The organism is Paenibacillus terrae HPL-003 (assembly GCF_000235585.1).
GTDB lineage: Bacteria > Bacillota > Bacilli > Paenibacillales > Paenibacillaceae > Paenibacillus > Paenibacillus terrae_B.
Genome location: NC_016641.1, coordinates 1,861,806 through 1,880,897, shown reverse-complemented (window position 1 = coordinate 1,880,897; position 19,092 = coordinate 1,861,806). Strand labels below are relative to the sequence as shown.

13 protein-coding genes and 3 pseudogenes are annotated in these 19,092 nt (G+C 45.9%); 5 read left to right on the top strand and 11 right to left on the bottom strand.

Features of this window, described 5'->3' with window-relative positions:
- Positions 1-25: 25 nt before the first annotated feature.
- On the bottom strand, positions 26-1,924 hold the full coding sequence (locus HPL003_RS08635; RefSeq protein ID WP_014279247.1) for a beta-glucoside-specific PTS transporter subunit IIABC: 1,899 nt from the start codon (positions 1,922-1,924) through the stop codon (positions 26-28).
- 305 nt (positions 1,925-2,229) lie between these two features.
- Positions 2,230-2,477 (bottom strand): annotated as a pseudogene (locus HPL003_RS08630) (Rrf2 family transcriptional regulator); the annotation flags it as partial.
- Positions 2,478-2,509: 32 nt separating this feature from the next.
- On the opposite strand from HPL003_RS08630, the pseudogene HPL003_RS29665 reads away from it, so the two are divergent.
- Both HPL003_RS29665 and HPL003_RS08620 read left to right on the top strand, forming a co-directional pair.
- Positions 2,510-2,788: pseudogene (locus HPL003_RS29665) on the top strand (NAD(P)-dependent oxidoreductase); the annotation flags it as partial.
- A gap of 17 nt (positions 2,789-2,805) precedes the next feature.
- Positions 2,806-3,479, top strand: a pseudogene (locus HPL003_RS08620) (DsbA family protein).
- 469 nt (positions 3,480-3,948) lie between these two features.
- Here HPL003_RS08620 and HPL003_RS08615 read toward each other — a convergent pair.
- A complete protein-coding gene (locus HPL003_RS08615) occupies positions 3,949-4,887 on the bottom strand; it encodes a YwqG family protein (RefSeq protein WP_014279241.1) in 939 nt (312 codons plus the stop codon).
- 195 nt (positions 4,888-5,082) lie between these two features.
- On the opposite strand from HPL003_RS08615, the gene HPL003_RS08610 reads away from it, so the two are divergent.
- Both HPL003_RS08610 and HPL003_RS08605 read left to right on the top strand, forming a co-directional pair.
- On the top strand, positions 5,083-5,346 hold the full coding sequence (locus HPL003_RS08610) for an AbrB/MazE/SpoVT family DNA-binding domain-containing protein (protein WP_014279240.1): 264 nt from the start codon (positions 5,083-5,085) through the stop codon (positions 5,344-5,346).
- The gene (locus HPL003_RS08605; RefSeq protein WP_014279239.1) at positions 5,343-5,747 is read left to right on the top strand and encodes a type II toxin-antitoxin system death-on-curing family toxin; all 405 of its coding nucleotides are present in this window, start codon (positions 5,343-5,345) and stop codon (positions 5,745-5,747) included. The genes HPL003_RS08610 and HPL003_RS08605 overlap by 4 nt, the downstream gene beginning before the upstream one ends.
- A gap of 72 nt (positions 5,748-5,819) precedes the next feature.
- On the opposite strand, the gene HPL003_RS08600 is transcribed toward HPL003_RS08605, so the two are convergent.
- The 6 genes from HPL003_RS08600 to HPL003_RS08575 all read right to left on the bottom strand — a co-directional run bounded on the left by HPL003_RS08600 (position 5,820) and on the right by HPL003_RS08575 (position 13,840).
- The gene (locus tag HPL003_RS08600) at positions 5,820-7,787 is read right to left on the bottom strand and encodes a BglG family transcription antiterminator (RefSeq protein WP_014279238.1); all 1,968 of its coding nucleotides are present in this window, start codon (positions 7,785-7,787) and stop codon (positions 5,820-5,822) included.
- Positions 7,788-7,833: 46 nt separating this feature from the next.
- Entirely contained in the window at positions 7,834-10,509 is a 2,676-nt protein-coding gene (mngB, locus tag HPL003_RS08595; RefSeq protein WP_238533457.1) for a mannosylglycerate hydrolase, read from the bottom strand.
- A 276-nt stretch (positions 10,510-10,785) separates the two neighbouring features.
- Positions 10,786-11,898 carry a PTS fructose transporter subunit IIC gene (locus HPL003_RS08590; protein WP_014279236.1) on the bottom strand — a complete coding sequence of 371 codons (1,113 nt, stop codon included), beginning with the start codon at positions 11,896-11,898 and terminating at the stop codon, positions 10,786-10,788.
- Positions 11,899-11,997: 99 nt separating this feature from the next.
- Positions 11,998-12,315, bottom strand: a complete 318-nt coding sequence (locus tag HPL003_RS08585; protein ID WP_014279235.1) for a PTS fructose transporter subunit IIB — start codon at positions 12,313-12,315, stop codon at positions 11,998-12,000.
- Between the two features lie 2 nt (positions 12,316-12,317).
- Positions 12,318-12,773, bottom strand: a complete 456-nt coding sequence (locus HPL003_RS08580; RefSeq protein WP_014279234.1) for a PTS sugar transporter subunit IIA — start codon at positions 12,771-12,773, stop codon at positions 12,318-12,320.
- Positions 12,774-12,946: 173 nt separating this feature from the next.
- On the bottom strand, positions 12,947-13,840 hold the full coding sequence (locus tag HPL003_RS08575) for a helix-turn-helix transcriptional regulator (protein WP_014279233.1): 894 nt from the start codon (positions 13,838-13,840) through the stop codon (positions 12,947-12,949).
- A 130-nt stretch (positions 13,841-13,970) separates the two neighbouring features.
- On the opposite strand from HPL003_RS08575, the gene HPL003_RS08570 reads away from it, so the two are divergent.
- Positions 13,971-16,232 carry a glycoside hydrolase family 127 protein gene (locus HPL003_RS08570; RefSeq protein ID WP_081473700.1) on the top strand — a complete coding sequence of 754 codons (2,262 nt, stop codon included), beginning with the start codon at positions 13,971-13,973 and terminating at the stop codon, positions 16,230-16,232.
- Between the two features lie 115 nt (positions 16,233-16,347).
- Here the strand turns inward: HPL003_RS08570 and HPL003_RS08565 are convergent, their stop codons facing one another.
- Both HPL003_RS08565 and HPL003_RS08560 read right to left on the bottom strand, forming a co-directional pair.
- The gene (locus HPL003_RS08565; RefSeq protein WP_014279231.1) at positions 16,348-17,457 is read right to left on the bottom strand and encodes an RDD family protein; all 1,110 of its coding nucleotides are present in this window, start codon (positions 17,455-17,457) and stop codon (positions 16,348-16,350) included.
- Between the two features lie 136 nt (positions 17,458-17,593).
- Positions 17,594-18,985, bottom strand: a complete 1,392-nt coding sequence (locus HPL003_RS08560) for an MATE family efflux transporter (RefSeq protein ID WP_014279230.1) — start codon at positions 18,983-18,985, stop codon at positions 17,594-17,596.
- Positions 18,986-19,092 lie beyond the last annotated feature (107 nt).

The following is a 19,092-nucleotide window of genomic DNA, read 5'->3' as shown; positions in this document are numbered from 1 at the left end:
TCAGGGTGATCTCCACCCTATAATATTACAAAATGGTTATAAGTGGCGTCTCAGCTCCTATTTTTCCTGATTGCTCATATCCAAGGATTTCAAGATAATCACCACTGTTTGTTATAATAACGGGTGTTGTAGTGTCGTAGCCTGCTTTCTCAATGGCTTTCATATCAAACTCGATAAGGAGTTGCCCGTGTTTCACCGTGTCTCCCTCTTGAACAACTACATTGAAATGCTGCCCCTTTAATTTGACCGTATCTATACCGATGTGAATCAGGATTTCAATCCCTTCTACCGATTTCAAACCGATGGAGTGCTTCGTCCGAAACACCGTTTCAACTGTTCCATCGAATGGAGCCACTACTTCTCCTTTGGATGGTTTAATGGCCATTCCTTTTCCCATCGCTTCTTGGGAGAACGCTTCATCGTTCACGTCTTTTAATGGAATCGCCTCTCCTTCAATCGGGGAGAACACGACCAGTCGCGAATGCAGTTTCTCTTTCTTAGACGTTGGTTGAGTAGTCTCCGCCTGAACGGATTCACCAGCCGCCCCCTTGGTTTTGCCTTCTGCTGCGGGATCGTTAAAGCCGATGAAATATACGGCAATTGGAGTAACAATGATGGAAATAGCCATCGTAATAAGCGCATAGGTGAAATTATTCTCAGCCCCGATAAACATCGGTAAGGAAGCAATACCTGGTCCTACCGCTGCATAGGCCTTCAGGTTGACCAGACCGGCAAAGAGTCCTGCCGAGCCTGCTCCGATCATACAAGCTACCAAAGTACGTTTTAGCCGCAGATGAACCCCGTAGAGCGCTGGTTCTGTAATCCCGAACAATCCAGATATACCTGCCGGCAAGGCAACCTGCTTCAGTTTTTTGTCTTTAGCCAAGAACCAGACGGCAAGTGCTCCGGCACCTTGAGCCATGTTAGAAGAAAGCATAGCACTATGAATTAACGTTTCGTATCCGGGTGAAACCATAGCTGCAAAAATGACAGGATAAAACACCTTGTGCATTCCGAACATTACGATAAATGGAAGGAACACAGACAAAATAACAACGGTTAACCAACCAATTTTGCCTTGTATCCAGAATAGTCCGTCAGACAATCCTTGACCCAGATAATTGCCGAGAGGTCCCAAAATTGTAAGAGCCAGAGGTGCCATCACAAGAATGACAATCAAAGGTTTAAGGAATATCTTAACTGGACCAGGGGATACTTTCTCAGCAAATTTTTCGACATAAGACATGAGCCAAACCGTTAGAATGATTGGCAAAACACTAGACGCATAACTGATGTTAGGAACAGGAATACCAGCAATTTGGACCGGGACTTCTCCTGCAAGCAGTGTAATCAATTTTGGATGTAATAAAACTCCCGCCAGTGTGGCTGCGATATAAGGATTGGTTTTGAATTTTTGTGCGCTCGAGTATGCCAGCAAAACAGGCAGGAAATAAAAAGCCGCGTCAGCGATAAAAAGCAGTAATGAGTACAACTGACTATCTTTCGTTAATATACCAAGGGATGTGAACAGTAAGAGCAAAGCCTTGAGCATCCCCGACGCTGCAATGGCCGGAATGATGGGTTGAAAAATCCCCGTAATTAAGCCGGCAAAACTCTCGAACAAACCTTTGAAGCTCAGATCTCTTTTCTTGTTTGGTTGTATGCTTTCGTCTGTACTTATATTAGCCATTTGCTTAAGTTCATTATAAACATAACTTACGTCATTGCCGATAATGACTTGATATTGTCCCCCACTATATACTGCCCCCATTACACCTTCCATCGCTTTAATTTTTTCGGTCTTTGCTTTTTCGGGATTTTTCAGATTGATTCTTAGCCTGGTGGAGCAATGGAGAAAATCATTGATATTTTCTTGTCCGCCTACATTTTCAAGAATAGCCCTAGCGGTTTCTTTGTAATTCATAAAAACACCTCACCCCTAAAATTATGCATAAAAAAAGGCCTAAATAGGGCGGGTATATTAGATATACAAACCACCCAATTTAAGCCTTGCCTGCCGAACAGTAACACGCCAAATTGAATCATATATGATGTTGTTTGAGTCTTATATAAACGTTTACATCGCTAATATAGCATATGTTTCGACAAAAAACAACATTTAAGACTTTGCTTGGGCAAATCAACGATTATTCATAATCTTAAGTCTTCCTCTCAAGAATCATCTGTATATAAGTTTCAAGATAATATTTGACTGTTTCCTGCGCCCTCCACATTCACGGCTTTATATACATCAAACAAGGTGATATCAGACAATCTCCGAGCTAACTCAGCCCCTGCAATTCCAGGTTTAATTTTAACCAAACTAGCACTTTTAAGCATACCCATGATTCTTCTTATAACGACAGGATTAGTATTCACGCTGTTGGCTATAGACTCCGACGAATTAACCCTAACTTATTTACCTCAAGCAACGATAGAATGTGAATTCCTACTGAGAAACGACTACTGATTGAAATTGCTCCACCCCTCCTTAATTCTTTAACTGGCATATTCACCAACAGCAACTAACACGTGGAAGAACCTTCAGGATTTACAAGATACAAACGATATACAATGGACATATCTTAGCCCTGGGGGAATTTTTGACCCAGAAGGTAAAAAGACAGGTTCATATCAGGTAGGTTCTGATCATGTCATTTTGAATGCAGCTGGAGAAAGTTATATCAGTTATTCCGATTATGCCATTGCAATGCTTGATGAAATTGAAAAACCTCAACACCAAAATAAACGCTTTGCAGTTGTTGGTGAGCGGGTCAGCAAAAATTGATTTGGAAAGGAGTCGTCATGACTACTGACAAAGAGCTTATCTATGCATGGGATGCCTATTGTGGATGGTCTTATGGGTTTTCAGAACGATCCGCAGTCTGCATGAAAATCACCCCGAATTGCCACTTACGGTTTTGAGCGGTGGTCTATTTATTAGTGATCGAAGTCATTCAATTGGTTCATTCCCTCATATTCCAGAAGCAAATAAGCGGATCAGTCAACTTACTGGTGTCGAGTTTGGAACAGGTTACCAGGAAGTTCTAAGAGATGGCAGTTTCGTTATGGATTCTGAGTCGTCCGCAATCGGATTTAATGCTTTGCGTTCCCTGGCGCCAGATCGCGCCATATATCTTGCCTCCGCCATGCAACAAGCATTCTACTACGAGGGTTTGAGCCTCAGTGATCCAGAAACTTATCGTAAAATTGCTCTGGCTAACAATATTAATCCAAATGCAGTCCTTGAACTCTTAAATGATCCAGTGGCAATTACTGCAGCACGCGCAGATTTCGTCAAAGTAATTCATCTCGGGGTAAATAGCTTTCCTACCCTACTTCTCCGTAATGGGAATGAGTTAATCTCACTTGGTGGTGCTATGGGCATCGATGAGCTTGAAGAACGCCTGGCTCGCACAAACTTAGTACAAAATACCGCAGGAGAACATTGTTCACTGGATAATAAAAACGGCTGTTGAAGTCAGCTGAGAAGGAAGTTCTGATTCTGCATTCGTGCGGTCAGAGCTTTTTTAAAATTTCATTGATCTCCTCTGTATCAGTTTTGTCTTCAAATCAATATCATGGGTTATGTTTTTCGAAAGAACATAAATTAAGATCTTTTTAGCATAATCTTTATCAACCATTCTCCAGTTACCCTCTATCTTTTCAGCATTATGGCCCATTTGCTTTAAAAATTCCTCCAATACACTTCCTTTCTCAATATTACTTTTAAAACCGTATGTAACTTCACCTGAATTCCTCTTGATAATAAACCATTGAACTCATCATCATTTTTAATCATGTTCCTATCCGATACCTCCTTCTTTGGAACCTCTAGTTAAAAAAACTTCTATGAGAATGTTGAAACTCCTCCTTCAACTAACCTGCCCGTTACCTTAATGAAGCAACGTCAGTTTAATACTTTATTTCCCTAGTCTAGAACTTTAGCTAGCTCGTAGCAAGATTGACATACGTTCGCGTGAAATCAAGGTTCTTCAAGTCCCTTTGATCTATAAAAAACTCCAAATACCCTGCGTCCCACCAGCACATACCAACCTCGTCCAAAGAAGAGACCGAGAGCAGAACATGCCAATTCGCTGAAGCCTGATCGTGCTTTTCCCGATTCGTCTGATATTCTTGCAGCTGAGGCAGCACTTCGGATCGTAAATGCTCCGCATAATCCGTACTTCCCCTATGCATAGCTTGCTCGATTTCCTTATGAATCTGACTCTCACTCTTATGCCAGTTAAACAGAAGACCCTCTAGCCCGTTTCGGCGTAGATAAGCATCCCGCAGGGTGTTCCCGGCAAAAGATTGATGCTGACCCCACACCGTGTCACTTTGTTCACAAACAAGCTCATACAGCTCTTCATACTGATCTACAAGAACATCTCCTAGCTCACCCTCCGACCGAAGGGTAACAATCGGCTGAAAAGAAATTGCATAAGATGTGAAACCCCTGTTCTCAGCACATACTTCAACCTTCCCGGTCGGTGGCAATGTTTTCTGCAAAACGCTACTGTCGCCATTATAGTAAAAGATTTTATGGTCAATATCATAGGCGGGCTCATCCAGCCCAAGAAAAAAGTAAAGTATACCCTGATGAGGCAACCCCTCGTATGGGGAAAAAGGCATTTCACCCAAATTGATTTGAGCAATAAACGTATAATATTCTCCGTCTGAATCACACGGCCACTCGATCGAGGGTGGCAAATCCGGGTAGCCGGCGATCCGACTATTTCCAATGTGTTCGTAATTTTCCTCATGCTCCACATGAAATTGTATAGCAGCTTGGGCTTCCTGATGAATCTCTTCTTTTAATTCTTCATCCAGTGAATGCCCTTCCAGTATTCGAGTCAGTTCATCCCTTAATGGTGGTTGTAGCATCTCGCTCGCCCCTTTTTCATGAAGTAATAACATAGCCTGCAACCAATTAAACCCTTACCTCAGATTACCAAATCACAGCCTGACAAGCTATTTCTCTAGCAGATATAAGTTGAATTAAAAAGTATATGTTTATATACCATGAAACCATGTATAATTGTTATAACAGTTGAATAGTATAATAAGGAGGATAAAGAGATGGGTAAGGTGATTGGAATGGAACGTAAAATTACTAAATTCGGAAATAGCTTAGGGATTACTATGACAGAAGCCATTAAGCAGCTCGGACTGGGCCAAGGAGATACAGTTCAGGTTGAAGTAGATCACAAGAGCGGACAAATCATTATACGAAAATCGAACAAAATAACTCTGCCCTCAGGGTTAAGTGATGATTTTCTTGAAAATCTTTCTCAAGTAATGGATTCATATGACGAAACCCTTAAAGGACTTAAGGATAGATGAGCAGCATTCGTTTCTTAACCATTCAAGAAGTTATAGCTATTAATGTCGCTATGATTGAAAGATACAGTAAAGGCGAACAAATCGGCGTCAAAGATACCAGTCTACTTGAGTCTGCTGTTCTACGTCCTCAATCATCAGCTTTTAGTGAAGATGCGTACCCCACAATATTCAGCAAAGCCGCTGCATTATTCGAATCCCTAGGGCAAAACCATCCTTTTCATAATGCAAACAAGCGAACAGCTTTTACTGCATTACTCATTTTTTTGCGCTACAATGGCTTTCAGTTTAAAATGGATCAGAAAGCAGCCGAAGACTTTACTGTAGATATGGTTAATCATAAATTTTCGTTGGATCAGCTAGCTTTATTAATCGAGCTCCATGCATCCAAACTACATGTGTGAACCGAAAAAAGAGATCGCGAATGATCTCTTTTTTTATTGCCTCATATAGTGGGACTACAGACTGGTCATTCCTCAATGGTAATCATTGCTCTTGACTGCAAGCACCTGACGGGCGATCAGCATAAAGGCGTCAAAGGAGTGGCAATGCTTTAGTCGTTCTAGCGTTTCTTCCTGACGGATCAGTTCTACAAACAGATCGTAAATCCCCATCGCCTGCTCGTAATCCTCTTTACAGATCGAAAGCAGGAATACAACATGGACCTCATGGTTGGCATCCCATTGGATCGGCTTTTCCAGCAGACATACGCTTACGACCGTCCGGTTAGAGCTAAGCTCCAGAGGATGGGGAATCGCCATACCTCGATCCAGTGCAGTAGATCCCAGCTTCTCCCTCTCCATGACTGCTGGCAGAAACTTGTCGGTCACAACTCCTCCGTGCTTCAACATACCGCTCATTTCTTCAATCAGGGTATCTTTGTCCGGCTGATCGGATCGGGTCATAAACAAGTCCTTGTCAAAATACCGCAGCAGTGAAATTTCCTGCTCCTCATCGCTGGCACGCACCATCCGCGTGATCGTCTCCATATCCCGTTCCGAAGGAATCGGACTGATCACCGCCGAAGGTTTATCCTTATGCTGCTGCAAGTGGATCGTGGATACAATTAGGTCCTCATCGACGCTAGGCATCTCCTCGTATTCCCGAAGTGAGACCACCCGGGATACGTCCAGCTCGGCAAACAGGGAACGCAGTCTGGATTCCAGAATCCGGGCGGTTCCGTAGCCGGAGCCGCACACCAGCAACACGGTTTTACGACGCCGATGTGGAATATTGTATTTGCGTTCCAAAGCAGCTCCAATATGAAGCGCCAAATAACCGATTTCGTTATCGTTGATGTCATACGGGAACGATTTTTGCAGTTCTTTTACCGCACCGACCGTGATTTCATAGGCTAGTGGATAGTATTTGCGGATATGCCCAAGCAACGGATTACGCATGTTCATGCCATGCTCCAGCCGAGTCAGCATCGGTTTCAGATGCACAAACAAGTCCCGGGATAGCCGTTCATCGTCACGCAAATCATAGGTGAAGCGCTCGTAGACAAAAGTCAGCATCTCGCGCACAGCTAAGAAGAGACGGTCAGACTGGAGACGCTCCCACTCGGTTTCGGCCATCTTTTTGCTGACGATGTGCAGCAGGACATAATCCAGCTCCCCTAAAGGACAGGTTATGCCAAAAGCCTCTTCCATCTCACTCAGAATGGTGGTAGCCAGTTCAATATCCCGCTGACCGCCTGCCACCTTTTCAAAGCGCTCCAATCCATGCCCTTCCTTCACTCGCAGTACCATAACCGCCAGATGGGTGATCAGGTCTTTCAACGCCAAATCCGCCATCTTGATGCCGTTGGGCCGCAGATGCTTCAAAATAATTGCACGGATTCGCGGTAAATCCAGCCCCTGAAACAGCTGTTGCTGTTCCAAAGGCATACCGCTGCGTTGTCCTTCTTCATCACGTACATCGGCATACTCAGCAAGACAGTAACGGATACTTTTCTCTTCCCCGACCACCTTCACGCCATATCCCGGCTTAGTGCGCAGAGTGAGACCATAATCATCCAGAATCCGCCGAATGATTTTAAAATCATTATTCATGGTCGCCCGGCTAATATACAGCTCATCGGCGAGATCTTCCATCTTCACGTATTCCCTCGCATTCAGCAGCTTGAACAGTTCATACCGTATGCGCTCTTCCGGAGCCCCCGGTAGCCGCTGACTTACTTCTGTTTCTTCCTGACTTTCATCCGCAAAAAAATGGTATTTCTCACGATCATCAACCCTGATCGTATAGCCGCTACCCCTCTTGGATTCCAGATATGCTCCATATTCATTCAGCATACTGTCCAGCTTCTTAAGATCATCGCGGATGGTCCGCTCTGTCACCTCCAGCCGCTCAGCGAGCGCTTTGGTGGTCCAAGACCAGCCTTGATCATTTCCACTGACGAGCTGGTACAGCTTTTTCAAGCGTTTGTAGGGAAAAATCATGTAGATTCAAGACCTCCTTTCCGATAAGCCGTATTTTGCTTCTATGTTACTTCGATTCCGGGGTTACCAGTACCGTCAACAGCTTGCAATGCTCCAATTCCGGCAATTGTGCACCGTCCGCATCGGACGAGGCCAGCACTTCTCCCTTGGAGCGCTCATCCAGCGAAGCCAGCTCGTAGTGGGCCGATTCACCGAATGTGACGCGTCCGATTGCATTCTTCTCCAAATAAGGATTAAATACACGCACAATATATCCATCATTATGCTCTGCTTTCTTGAATGCACTCAGGATCACATTCGAATCCTCGCTAAAGGATAGCAGGCTGTAGTTTTGCTCGAATATTCTTTCTTCGTCACGGAAGGCGAAAATTAAACGGCCATTCAGGAAGTCAGACAACTGGTAGCTGGTCAATGGCGTTAAATATTCCTTGGCCGCTTTAGCTACATCTGCTTCATCAAAACCAGACTCATGCACATGCAGGGCAAAAGTGAATGAAAGATCGCCAATGAGCTGTGCATCCGGCGTTTCTACGATCTTTTCTCCCGAAGCGCGTCCCGGGCGATACAACAGATTTTCCTTACCCATAAACCCGAAGGTGCGGAATAACGTCAGCGCTATTGTATCATGTGCTTCGCCAATGACCTCATATTCCCTTACTCCTCCGGTCAGCACCGCTACTCCGCGGGAACCATCGCTCAGCGCAGCGTAGCTTTGCAGGGCCTCAATCGTGATCGGTTTCTCCGTCCACAGTTCCCGTTCCCATACCTCTACTTCCTCCAGTGTCGTCGGACGGGCAATGACCCCGAACGGCTGATCGGCAATCGATAGCCTGGAGGCAATCCCTGTATCGAATAGCACTCGCAAACGGTGACTCAGCACCTGATTATCCACATCCACCGAGAATCGTATCAGGCGTTCACCTTTCCGCAGGGAAACCGATGCCTGTAGTGGTAGCACAGCAGAAGTCAAAGCAGCGGCGCGTTCATTCAAATCGTACGGAACCTTCAGCTTCATCCGAAGGGACAACTCCTCGGCTACCGGACTTTTAGAGGTGATAGCCTCCACATCAGCACCGAGCGAAGAAACCGTAAGGTCACGTTCCGGCGGAGAATAGTTATAGGAGTCTCCGTCATCCCCATTTTCCTCAAACACCATCTGATCCGCGTACACACGCCCCGAGATTTTATCCGTAATGCTCAATGCCCCGTTCTTCTGTACAGCTACGCTATAAAATTCATTTTCAATACAGTTCCCGTTGCTGCGCTCTGCCATGGCATCCCCGGTCGAACTGAAATCAAATACAATCTGCGTATATCCCATAGCAGGCACTTCCTGAAGCTCTACCAGCAGCTTGGCACGGAATACACGCTCAGGCAGGTACACCTTTTTGCTCGGATTCAGATCAATATGCTGACCGAGCACGTAATCCGTCTGTTCCACTTTTTCGGTAATCGTATACGGAAGCTGCTGACCGTTCGTATCCCGAATCACAAAGCTTCCTTCCGGTAAGTAAGCATCCATCTCTGTAACGCCCTTACGCGGATAAGGCAATGTGTTAAAGATGGTAAAGGCGAATGTCTCTTCCTGTTTAATCTTTGAAGCAATCAGGCGTTTATGCAGCTCCAGTAGATTTTCCGCGATATCCCGCGCCTGTTTGTAGCGAAAAGCTACATCCCGGTTCGTCGTGTCACTATTGCAGCCACCGATGCTGTCGTGGGCCGCATTTTCAAACATCAGCTTCCAGATATCCTTCACGATGTAATGCGGGTAATCATGCCCCAGTGCATGACTGATCGACAGCACAGGCTCCAGCGTATTTACGATTAAATTTTCAATATAGTTATTTTGCTGCTTGAGGTCAGCACGCGTAGAAAAGATCGACTTATGGATACGCATATGCTTCGCTTCCATCAGCTCTCCTTCCAGCACAGGAAGATCACTGCTGTCCTTTTCAATTTCTTCAAGGAAACGCTCCGGCTCATTCATCACATATTCTCGTTCCGGGTCAAGCTCGTTGAACTTGCGGATCAGCTCCGGCAGATTCAGGCGTACAGGTGCTTGGTCGAAGCCGTTTGGAAAATAAACATGACGAGTGGACGCTTTTTCCTCCAGCGTACCGATTTGGCTGTCCAGATATGCCTCAAGTTCTCCGGGTTCCTCTGGAATATTGCCGCCATAGTAGTACCCGAACGGGATTTGAACCGCAAACACCTGACTCCCATCCGAGCCCTTCCACAAAAATTCAGTTTTCGGATTTGTATTGTCTGCCACACCGCGCCAGAACAGAAAATGCCGAATGCCGAACTCCTGATAAATCTGCGGCATCTGCGCCGATTGACCGAAAGCATCCGGCACATAACCGACCTTCATCGCATGACCATATTTCTGCGCTGTCTCCATGCCATAATACAGATTGCGAACCATGGATTCACCGGAAATGACTAGCTGATCCGTTTGTGTATACCACGGCCCGGTCATCAGGCGCTTGTCAGTCACAAGACGGCGAATGCGTTCCTCATCTTCAGGGCACCATTTGATGTAATCATCCAACAGGGACCCTTGAGCATCCAAAAGATAATATTTAAAACCATCCCTATTTTCTAACGCATCCAGCACTTCTTTCACATGCTTTACCAAGTAAACTTTGGATCTGGAAGTGGTAAAATACCACTCCCGATCCCAGTGAGTATGTGGAATGACATGCACTTTTGTACGGCTCATATCCTGATCTCCCTCCATGCTGTCTATCTTCTATTTATATAAGCTGAGCTTAAAAGTTCCATATTGTGCCACTACGCAGGCGGATAGTGCTTCCCATCGCCACCGCCCCCAGATTTCTGGAATAAAGCCGATAATCAGAGTAGAAATCCGGGGAGGTGATGCTTTCGAAGCGAGCTTTCCTACGGAAAGCTTTTAAAGCGACCGCCTCGCTTGTACAGCACCATTCCGCCTACTTCGTTTTGATGTGCATTTTTGAATTCAACTTATCTAGTGAAATCAGTCGAACACCAGTTCAATATCTTCTCCGTTTTTCTTAACGGACGCTTGCTTCGTCTCAGCTTGCTGCTCTTCCTCACGGAAGTTGACGAGCAAAGTTCCTGCCACAATAATTAGCGCCCCAGTGATTCCTCCAGCCAGATATGCAAACGGAGTACCTACAGATATCGCGCCATACAAACCGCCGATTGGAGGCATAATGACATGTGCGCCCAACAAAGCTGTCAATGCCGCACCTGCCGCACAGGCAATCATGTTCAACGGAATCAGCTTGGCAGGGTTGCGCAGCGTAAAGGGAATCGCACCTTCGGTAATTCCGATAACGCCCATGATGACTGAGCCTTTTCCAGCTTCACGATACGTTTTGGAAAAACGGCGTTTCAGAATCAGAGTCGCAAGTCCATAGCCCAAGGGTGGAATACAGATAGCAATGTTTACGAAAATATTGGGCAAATATACACCCGACAGGAATAACGCATTTCCCGCCATCCAGGCTGCTTTATTGACAGGACCGCCAAGGTCGAACCCGATCATGGCTCCCAAAATCAGGGCAAGCACGAGGGTGCTGGTTCCGCTTTCACTCATATGCTTGATCCAGTTAACCAGCCCTTCGTTAATCGCACTGAGCGGTCCACCCAGGATGACGGACATGAGAATCCCCGTTAAGCCCACTGTAATAAGCGGTAGAATAATCAGCGGAACAGAACCAGCGGCTGGGCCTGTGATTTTCACTTTGTTTTTCACCCACAGAGTGAGGTATCCGGCAAAGAACCCGGCAACGAGCGCACCCAGAAAACCGGCGTTCGTTTCCTGTGCCAGTACGCCACCGATCAGCCCCGCAGCTAGCGCAGGCTTATCGGCAATCGAATAGGCGATATATCCGGCCAGCACCATGTTCAGCAGCCCAATTCCGCGCCAGCCGACATTTTCCATCAAGTATAAAATATGAAGAAATCCACTTTTATCGGCATAGGGGCCGAAGTCCGTGACCCCCATCGTCAGTCCAATAATTTTACACACCGCAACAATCAGGGAACCTGCAATAATAACCGGCAAAAGGTAGGAAATGCCTGTCATTAGATGCTTTCTAGCTTCACTCAGCCATTTTTTCATCATGTTCTCTCCTATCTTGAATACTACTGTTTTCCAAAGGCTAATCGGTTGTTAATCAAGACAGCTACGCTGCTGCTTTTCAGTTTTGCCGCCTTAGCCTTATTTTTGAGCCGAGATGGCTTCCACCGCTTTGGTGAGAACCGCTTCCGCATTGTTGACTGCATGACCGATTTTGACACGAACGATTCGTTTATCCTCAAAACGCTCCGCTTCCTTAACCGTCTGGTCCGAAGCAATCAATACAAAATCCGCTGCTGCAATCTCTTCCTCCGTAAGCTTGTTCACCTGTCCTAGCGCACCCTGCTGTTCCACTTTAATGTTATGACCGAGCTGTGCTGCTGCTTTTTCCAGTGCTTTTGCCGCCATCGGGGTATGAGCCAAACCTGCAATACACGATGTAACGCCTACAATTTTCATTTTTATGACACCAACCCTTCTGTATATTGTTCGAGCAAATGATACACATCGTCGCCGCTCTTGGCACCGGCTACCGCCTCTTTGAAGGAATCCTCCAATAGCAAGGTTGCGAGTGAAGAAATAATTTGCAAATGGGATACATCCACGGAGCCTTTGGGCACCAAAATACTGAAAATATACTGGACAGGCTTACCATCATGAGATGCCCAATCAATACTATCTTGTAATCGGATAACCAGAACTGCTGGTCTTGTGACTGCTTCGCTCTGCGTATGAGGTATGGCAAACTGATCCTGAAGGCCTGTTGAATATACCTTCTCCCTTTCCCACAAATCCTGCACCAACTGTTCTCTATGGACGGTGACACCCAGCTTCTCAGCCTCTTGGGCAATAAATTCAAATACAGCCGATTTTGTCTCCAGCTTCTCATCCAGATAAATCTGTTCTCTAGTAATCATGGTGGATGTCTCTCCTCCCTTCTATCTACAAGTGAAACGCTTACAAGTTCATTCTAGCCGACTCTTTCCTAATGTTTTACCTATAAAATTTCCCTATCCAAGCGGAAATGCATTAGAGTTAATTTTTGGGAATGGAAAAGAAAAAAAAGCGCACAAGGCGCTTTAGCTTCTCGTTAGACTTTGTTCATAAATGTTTTGTGATAAGCATTCCGGTACTGCGAAGGGGTCATATTCACTATTTTTTTAAACTGACGCATAAAATACTTTTCATCCGTATATCCCGCTTCTTCTGCAACCTGCTTAATGCTCATATCTGTACGGGAAATCAGTTCCTTGGCTTTATTGATACGGATGCTGTGAATGAACTCCAAGGGGCGCATACCTGTATTTTGCTTGAACAAACGGGATATATAATCCTTGTTGTAGTTAAATTTTCGAGCTAAATCCGTCACTGTTATGGGTTCTTCCGCATGAATACGGGTCCACTCGATAATCTTGTTGAAGCTCACATTCCCCTGTGGGCTGGCAGGACTGGAGGTCAAGCGGCTGAGAGCCAGCTCAGATATCTCAATCAGCAGCGAGGTGAACAAATAATTCGCACTGTGATACGTAAGATAGTGCGAATTGGCTACGTGCAGAATCTGATTGACGATAATATGAATCCGGTCTCCATTGCCTGCGCGTACACATTGCGGTATATAGATATCCCGTACAAAGCCATGGCGCTGCAAATGAGCATCCATCACACGGGTCTCCTGCTTCATTTCTTCATTAGATAATACATTTGGGGGCGTGGGAACATCGAAATGAAACCAGTAAAATGTAACTCCCGGCAACGATTCTTGATACCCTCTATGTGTACGACCGGGATAAAGCAACACAATATCTCCTTCCCCGATCTCAAAATGCTCCTGTTCTTCTCGTATATATACTTTCTTATGGACGCCAAGGATCAGCTCGAAGTTCTCTATAGAACGACTCATATGCTTCCAGGGCACCTCGGAAATAAACTCACCTGCTGAGATAAGCTGAACGGGTGTATCCACGTTTACTTTCAGATAAGTCATTTTATCGCCTCTTTAGGTTCATGTTCGGATTTGTCCACCCATTGTATGGTTAAGCTACTGACATACCGCGATGGCAATGCTAATGTAGTGGAGAAATATACACTTTCATCTTAGCTAAGGAGCGATGATTTTGAAAGCAAAAGCTTTTGACTTGCATAAAGTAAGCATTGATTCCGGCCCACTTTACCATGCGATGGAACTGAACGCAGCCTATCTGCTGAGTTTGGAACCCGACCGTTTATTATCGCGCTTTCGTGAATATGCAGGGCTGGAGCCCAAAGCGGCTCACTATGAAGGCTGGGAAGCGCGTGGCATCAGCGGACATACACTCGGTCACTACCTGTCCGGCTGTGCGCTGATGTTTGCCTCCACAGGTGACGAAAGACTGCTGGAGCGAGTGAACTATGTGGTTAATGAACTGGAAATATGCCAAAACAATCATGGAAACGGATACATTTCCGGCATTCCGCGTGGGAAAGAGCTTTTCGAGGAAGTGAAGGCTGGAGATATACGCTCGCAAGGCTTTGATCTGAATGGAGGCTGGGTGCCGCTATACACCATGCATAAACTCTTCGCAGGCTTGCGCGATGCCCATCTGCTCGCGCGTCATCCCAAGGCTTTGCAGATGGAAATCAAGCTCGGCGATTGGCTGGAGGATGTATTCAAGGGTCTGAACGATGATCAGGTGCAACAGGTGCTTCATTGCGAATTTGGCGGCATGAACGAGGTGCTGACCGATTTGGCGGAACATTCCGGGGAGGAGCGCTTCTTGAGGCTGGCGGAACGCTTTTATCATGGAGAGGTGCTGAATGACCTTGCAGACAGCCGGGATACACTGGCAGGGCGACATGCCAATACGCAGATTCCCAAAATCATTGGCGCTGCAAGGCAATATGAAATGACCGGAAAACCGCAATATGCGGATCTCTCCCGCTTTTTCTGGGAGCGGGTGGTTCATAAGCATTCCTACGTCATTGGCGGCAATAGCTATAATGAGCATTTTGGTGAACCGGGGAAGCTGAATGACCGTTTGGGCGAAGGCACCTGCGAAACCTGCAACACCTACAACATGCTGAAATTAACAAGACATATGTTCGAATGGGACGCCTACGCAGCCTATGCCGACTACTATGAACGAGCGATGTTCAATCATATTCTGGCTTCACAGCAGCCTGTCGATGGGCGTGTGTGCTACTTTGTATCACTGGAAATGGGTGGACACAAGTCCTTCAATTCTCAATATGACGATTTTACATGCTGTGTCGGGTCCGGGATGGAAAGCCACTCCATGTACGGCACTGCGATTTATTTTCACACGCCAGAAACGATCTATGTTAATCAATATGTCCCTTCTACCGTGACGTGGGAGGAGATGGATGTACAGTTAAAACAAGAAACTCTCTTTCCGCAAAATGGTCGGGGAACGCTGCGCGTCATCAGCAAGGAGCCCAAATTGTTCACGATCAAGCTCAGATGCCCACATTGGGCGGAGCAAGGTATGATGATTAAAATCAACGGGGAAGAGTATGCCACAGAGGCTTGTCCTACCAGCTACGTTGTAATTGAACGGGAATGGAACGATGCGGATACGATCGAGTACGACATTCCTATGACAGTGAGAATCGAGGAAATGCCGGACAATCCGCGCCGAATTGCTTTTATGTACGGCCCGCTTGTGCTGGCTGGAGACCTTGGCCCTGTCACACCGAAGTCCAACGAGGAACGTCTGCTTGCGTCTGTTCTGATCGGAGCGGCCGACTCATTGACAACGAAGCTGATTGCTGACGGGAATGAGCCTAATACATTCCGTATGAACGACTTGGGCTATATCGGAGACTTGCAGCTTCGTCCGTTTTATCAGATGTATGATCGTTCATATACCGTCTATTGGGACCTCTTTTCCAAGGAAGAATGGGCATCAACAGAGGAGGAATACCGCACTGCGTTAGCGTATCAGTTGCAGCTCGAACGGCTTACTGTAGATGTTATGCAGCCTGCCGAAATGCAGCCGGAACGGGATCATGCCTTTACGGGTGAGCATGTGAGTCTGGGCTCCATCTATAACCGTAAATATCGCGATACATGGCCTGGGGGCTGGTTTTCTTTTGTGATGAAGGTCCTTCCGGATGAGCCTGTCCAATTAGCGGTGACATATCTGAAAGATTCGGATCGCATTCATCGTGACTTTGATATCACCGCAGATGGGCAGACTTTAGGAGAAGGCAAGCTGGAGTCCGAGGAAATGAACAAATTTGAAACCTTCGTCTACGAGCTTCCTCAACCCGTAACGAGCCAAAAAGATGAAGTTACGATCCGATTCACAGCTCACCCGCAAGGCAAGGTAGCGAAAGTTGCCGGATTGCGAGTGATCAGACATTCTATTGTAGGATAAAATGATTTATATAAATCTACTATAGCGCCACTACGCAGGCGGTGAGGCTTCCGAAGCGAGCTTTCCTACGGAAAGCTTTGAAAGCGACCGCTTCGCTTGTACAGCACTATTCCGCCTACTCCGTTTTGATGTTCATTTCGCGGAAGCTGTCTCTAATCTTGCTCAGTTCCTTCTCTGCCCGGCCGTAACGGGAAGCGTAGGTCCAAGCTAGCACTTGATGATAATGTGAAGGTGTTTCAATCGTGGTTACGTTATACATAATTGGAACGTCTTCCACTTCTCCTTTGAGGGTAAATTCGATGGCTGGGTATCCATTCACCACGATGTCAGAAGCGCTCCCCGATTGTGGGATCTTAAGTCCTGACTCTATATGATCCTGAACGATCTGTTTATACTCTTGAAGAGTCATACTGCTGTCAAAATCGCTTTTCGGTTCAGACAACACAATCAAGTATCTTTCTGTAAACTCATTCTTAATGGAGATGTCCGCTTCCTCATTCATCGTATCATCCCGTGACCAGCTCCAAGGAGCCGTAACCCCAAACTGATCATCCTTACTGACGAAAACTTCGGGCTTGGTTATTTGTGTGATGAGAGAAGAAATAAGGGATACAGCAAGGATGGCCGAAATGATCGTCATCAGGATGATCGCCCCTGCAAAAATCCCGGTTTTCTTTCTTCCCACAGCTCTCAGATCCCGCACCTTAACAACATATGTATTTGCAGCCATATCACCAAGCCGTTGCTTTTTGGGTGTCGCCAGCACACATATACCAGCAGGCAGCCCCCAGAAAAGCAGCGGATTCATATCCACCAGTTGTATGAGGGTACGGATCAACGATTTAACAATGCCCGGCGATCTTCCTTCCCCATTTACAACTTGAATACGAAGTAGAAACTTGCCCAGCGTATAGCCTGTAAGTCCTTCCAGTAACAGATAATAGCAGAAGGAGCCAATTAGGAAGATGCCGACTACCATGACGATATTTGGACTTTCCGCAACAGCTACCTTTTTCGCTGCAAAATAAACCAGTCCTCCATATCCGAAAACGATAAGGATGAAGTCAATCATCCAGGCCGCCCATCTTCTGAAAAAAATAGAGACTCCGTATGTTCCTGATAATACTGCCATCTTATCCGGTTCCGGTCGACGATAGCTGCCATGAGTCGCATACTCTCCCGGAACTACTGTAGGTTGGTTTTTCGTTAAATCATGTTCTTCCAAATGATACACCCCTGATGTCAATTTAAATCCCAGTTAAATTTAATCATTCCATCATTTCTTGTCAAACTTAATTTCAAAAAAATCCACTCCTATAAAATGCTTCATCCAGAAGTCAATTTTACAGGAGTGGACCTATTCAGTCGATCAGACGATGTTGAACCCATTTATTCCCTCGGAAGCGCCAAAGGAAAACGATACCCCGCACGCCCCATTCAATATCCATAGCCAGCCAGACACCGACAATCCCCAGATTGAAGACGATGCCCAAAATATACCCAAGCACCACCCGGCACAACCACATGGACAGCATCGAGGTGAGGGACGTAAATTTCGAATCACCTGCCGCCCTAAGCGCAGAGGGTGTGATAAAGGCGATGGACCACAGCGGGATCTGGGCCAACGTATTCATCAGTATGACGATGAAAATGTCATCTACGATTTCAGCAGGCGGATGAAACAGACCCACCATTGGCTTGAACAAAGGCATGAGAATGAGGCCCATGACAATAAAAGAAAAAGACGACAACCAAATAAATGATTTGGTAAACTTTCTGGCATCCTCGACATTTCGACGTCCCATACATTGACCGACCACAGTCACAATCGTAAGAGCCAGGGCATTCGCAGGAATTTGGAACACGTTAGCCAGTGATGAGCAAATAGCATTCGTCGCCAACGCATTCGTTCCCAGGCTCACAATGAAAATTTGGGTTAGAATTTTACCCCCATTGAAAAACATCTGCTCCGCTGCAAATGGAAGCCCGATGAACAGAATCTTTTTAAGCATGGATATATTAAAATAAAGCATATCTCTAAGCTGAACACGCAAGTCATCATCTATCCTGACCAAAAAGATCAATGCACAAACTGCCCCTGCGTATCTGGACACATTGGCAGCAATCGTCATACCCAGCACACCCATGTCCAATACATTAATGAACACTACATTTAAAAGAACGTAAGAAAGGTTCATGATAAGAGAAAGTGCCAGCGATGCCCTCGTCTTCCCTATACCCCTCAGCGCTCCACACACCGCCTCAACTACTGCAATCCCAACGAAAGACATACAGCTTCCCAGCAGATACACCTTGCCGTTAGCTAATACATCCGGCGAGGCGGAGCCAAACAGAACACTTAAAATCGGATTGTACAACACGATCATAAACAGACTGATAGCTAAGGCCAGCAAGGAAACGGAGGAAATGGTGCCGGATGCGGCCTTAGAGACCATAAGGTCGTTACCGCTCCCCTTATACTGCGCAACGACAACCGTACCCCCGGTGGACACGGCAACAAACACATTAATCAGAAAAATATTCAGTGAATCAATCATATTCACCGCGCTGACCGCCGCCATACCCGATGAGCTAATCATTGCCGTATTCACCAAATTAAGACCCACAATAAAAGCCTGATCGATCAATAGAGGAATAAATAAAGCAATAATCTGTCGATAATCAATAGACTCGCCCGAAAAATACTTATTCAGAAAGCCATGTGTTCTTATTCTGACACTCAGTTGACTCATATCATCACATTCTTTTTATCAAATTGAAAAAAACCCTTCAACAGAAGAGCTCTCATTGCAGGAAAATGTATAAAGTTGCAAGGCTAGACGCACCTAGTTCTTAATTT

Excerpts from the sequence above, each read along its gene's own strand:
- HPL003_RS08560 (WP_014279230.1), bottom strand. The coding sequence starts at position 18,985 with ATGAGTCAACTGAGTGTCAGAATAAGAACACATGGCTTTCTGAATAAG.
- HPL003_RS08605 (WP_014279239.1), top strand. The coding sequence starts at position 5,343 with ATGAGCAGCATTCGTTTCTTAACCATTCAAGAAGTTATAGCTATTAAT.
- HPL003_RS08615 (WP_014279241.1), bottom strand. The coding sequence starts at position 4,887 with ATGCTACAACCACCATTAAGGGATGAACTGACTCGAATACTGGAAGGG.
- mngB (WP_238533457.1), bottom strand. The coding sequence starts at position 10,509 with ATGAGCCGTACAAAAGTGCATGTCATTCCACATACTCACTGGGATCGG.
- HPL003_RS08635 (WP_014279247.1), bottom strand. The coding sequence starts at position 1,924 with ATGAATTACAAAGAAACCGCTAGGGCTATTCTTGAAAATGTAGGCGGA.
- HPL003_RS08580 (WP_014279234.1), bottom strand. The coding sequence starts at position 12,773 with ATGATTACTAGAGAACAGATTTATCTGGATGAGAAGCTGGAGACAAAA.
- HPL003_RS08600 (WP_014279238.1), bottom strand. The coding sequence starts at position 7,787 with ATGATTTTTCCCTACAAACGCTTGAAAAAGCTGTACCAGCTCGTCAGT.
- HPL003_RS08610 (WP_014279240.1), top strand. The coding sequence starts at position 5,083 with ATGGGTAAGGTGATTGGAATGGAACGTAAAATTACTAAATTCGGAAAT.
- HPL003_RS08585 (WP_014279235.1), bottom strand. The coding sequence starts at position 12,315 with ATGAAAATTGTAGGCGTTACATCGTGTATTGCAGGTTTGGCTCATACC.
- HPL003_RS08575 (WP_014279233.1), bottom strand. The coding sequence starts at position 13,840 with ATGACTTATCTGAAAGTAAACGTGGATACACCCGTTCAGCTTATCTCA.
- HPL003_RS08590 (WP_014279236.1), bottom strand. The coding sequence starts at position 11,898 with ATGAAAAAATGGCTGAGTGAAGCTAGAAAGCATCTAATGACAGGCATT.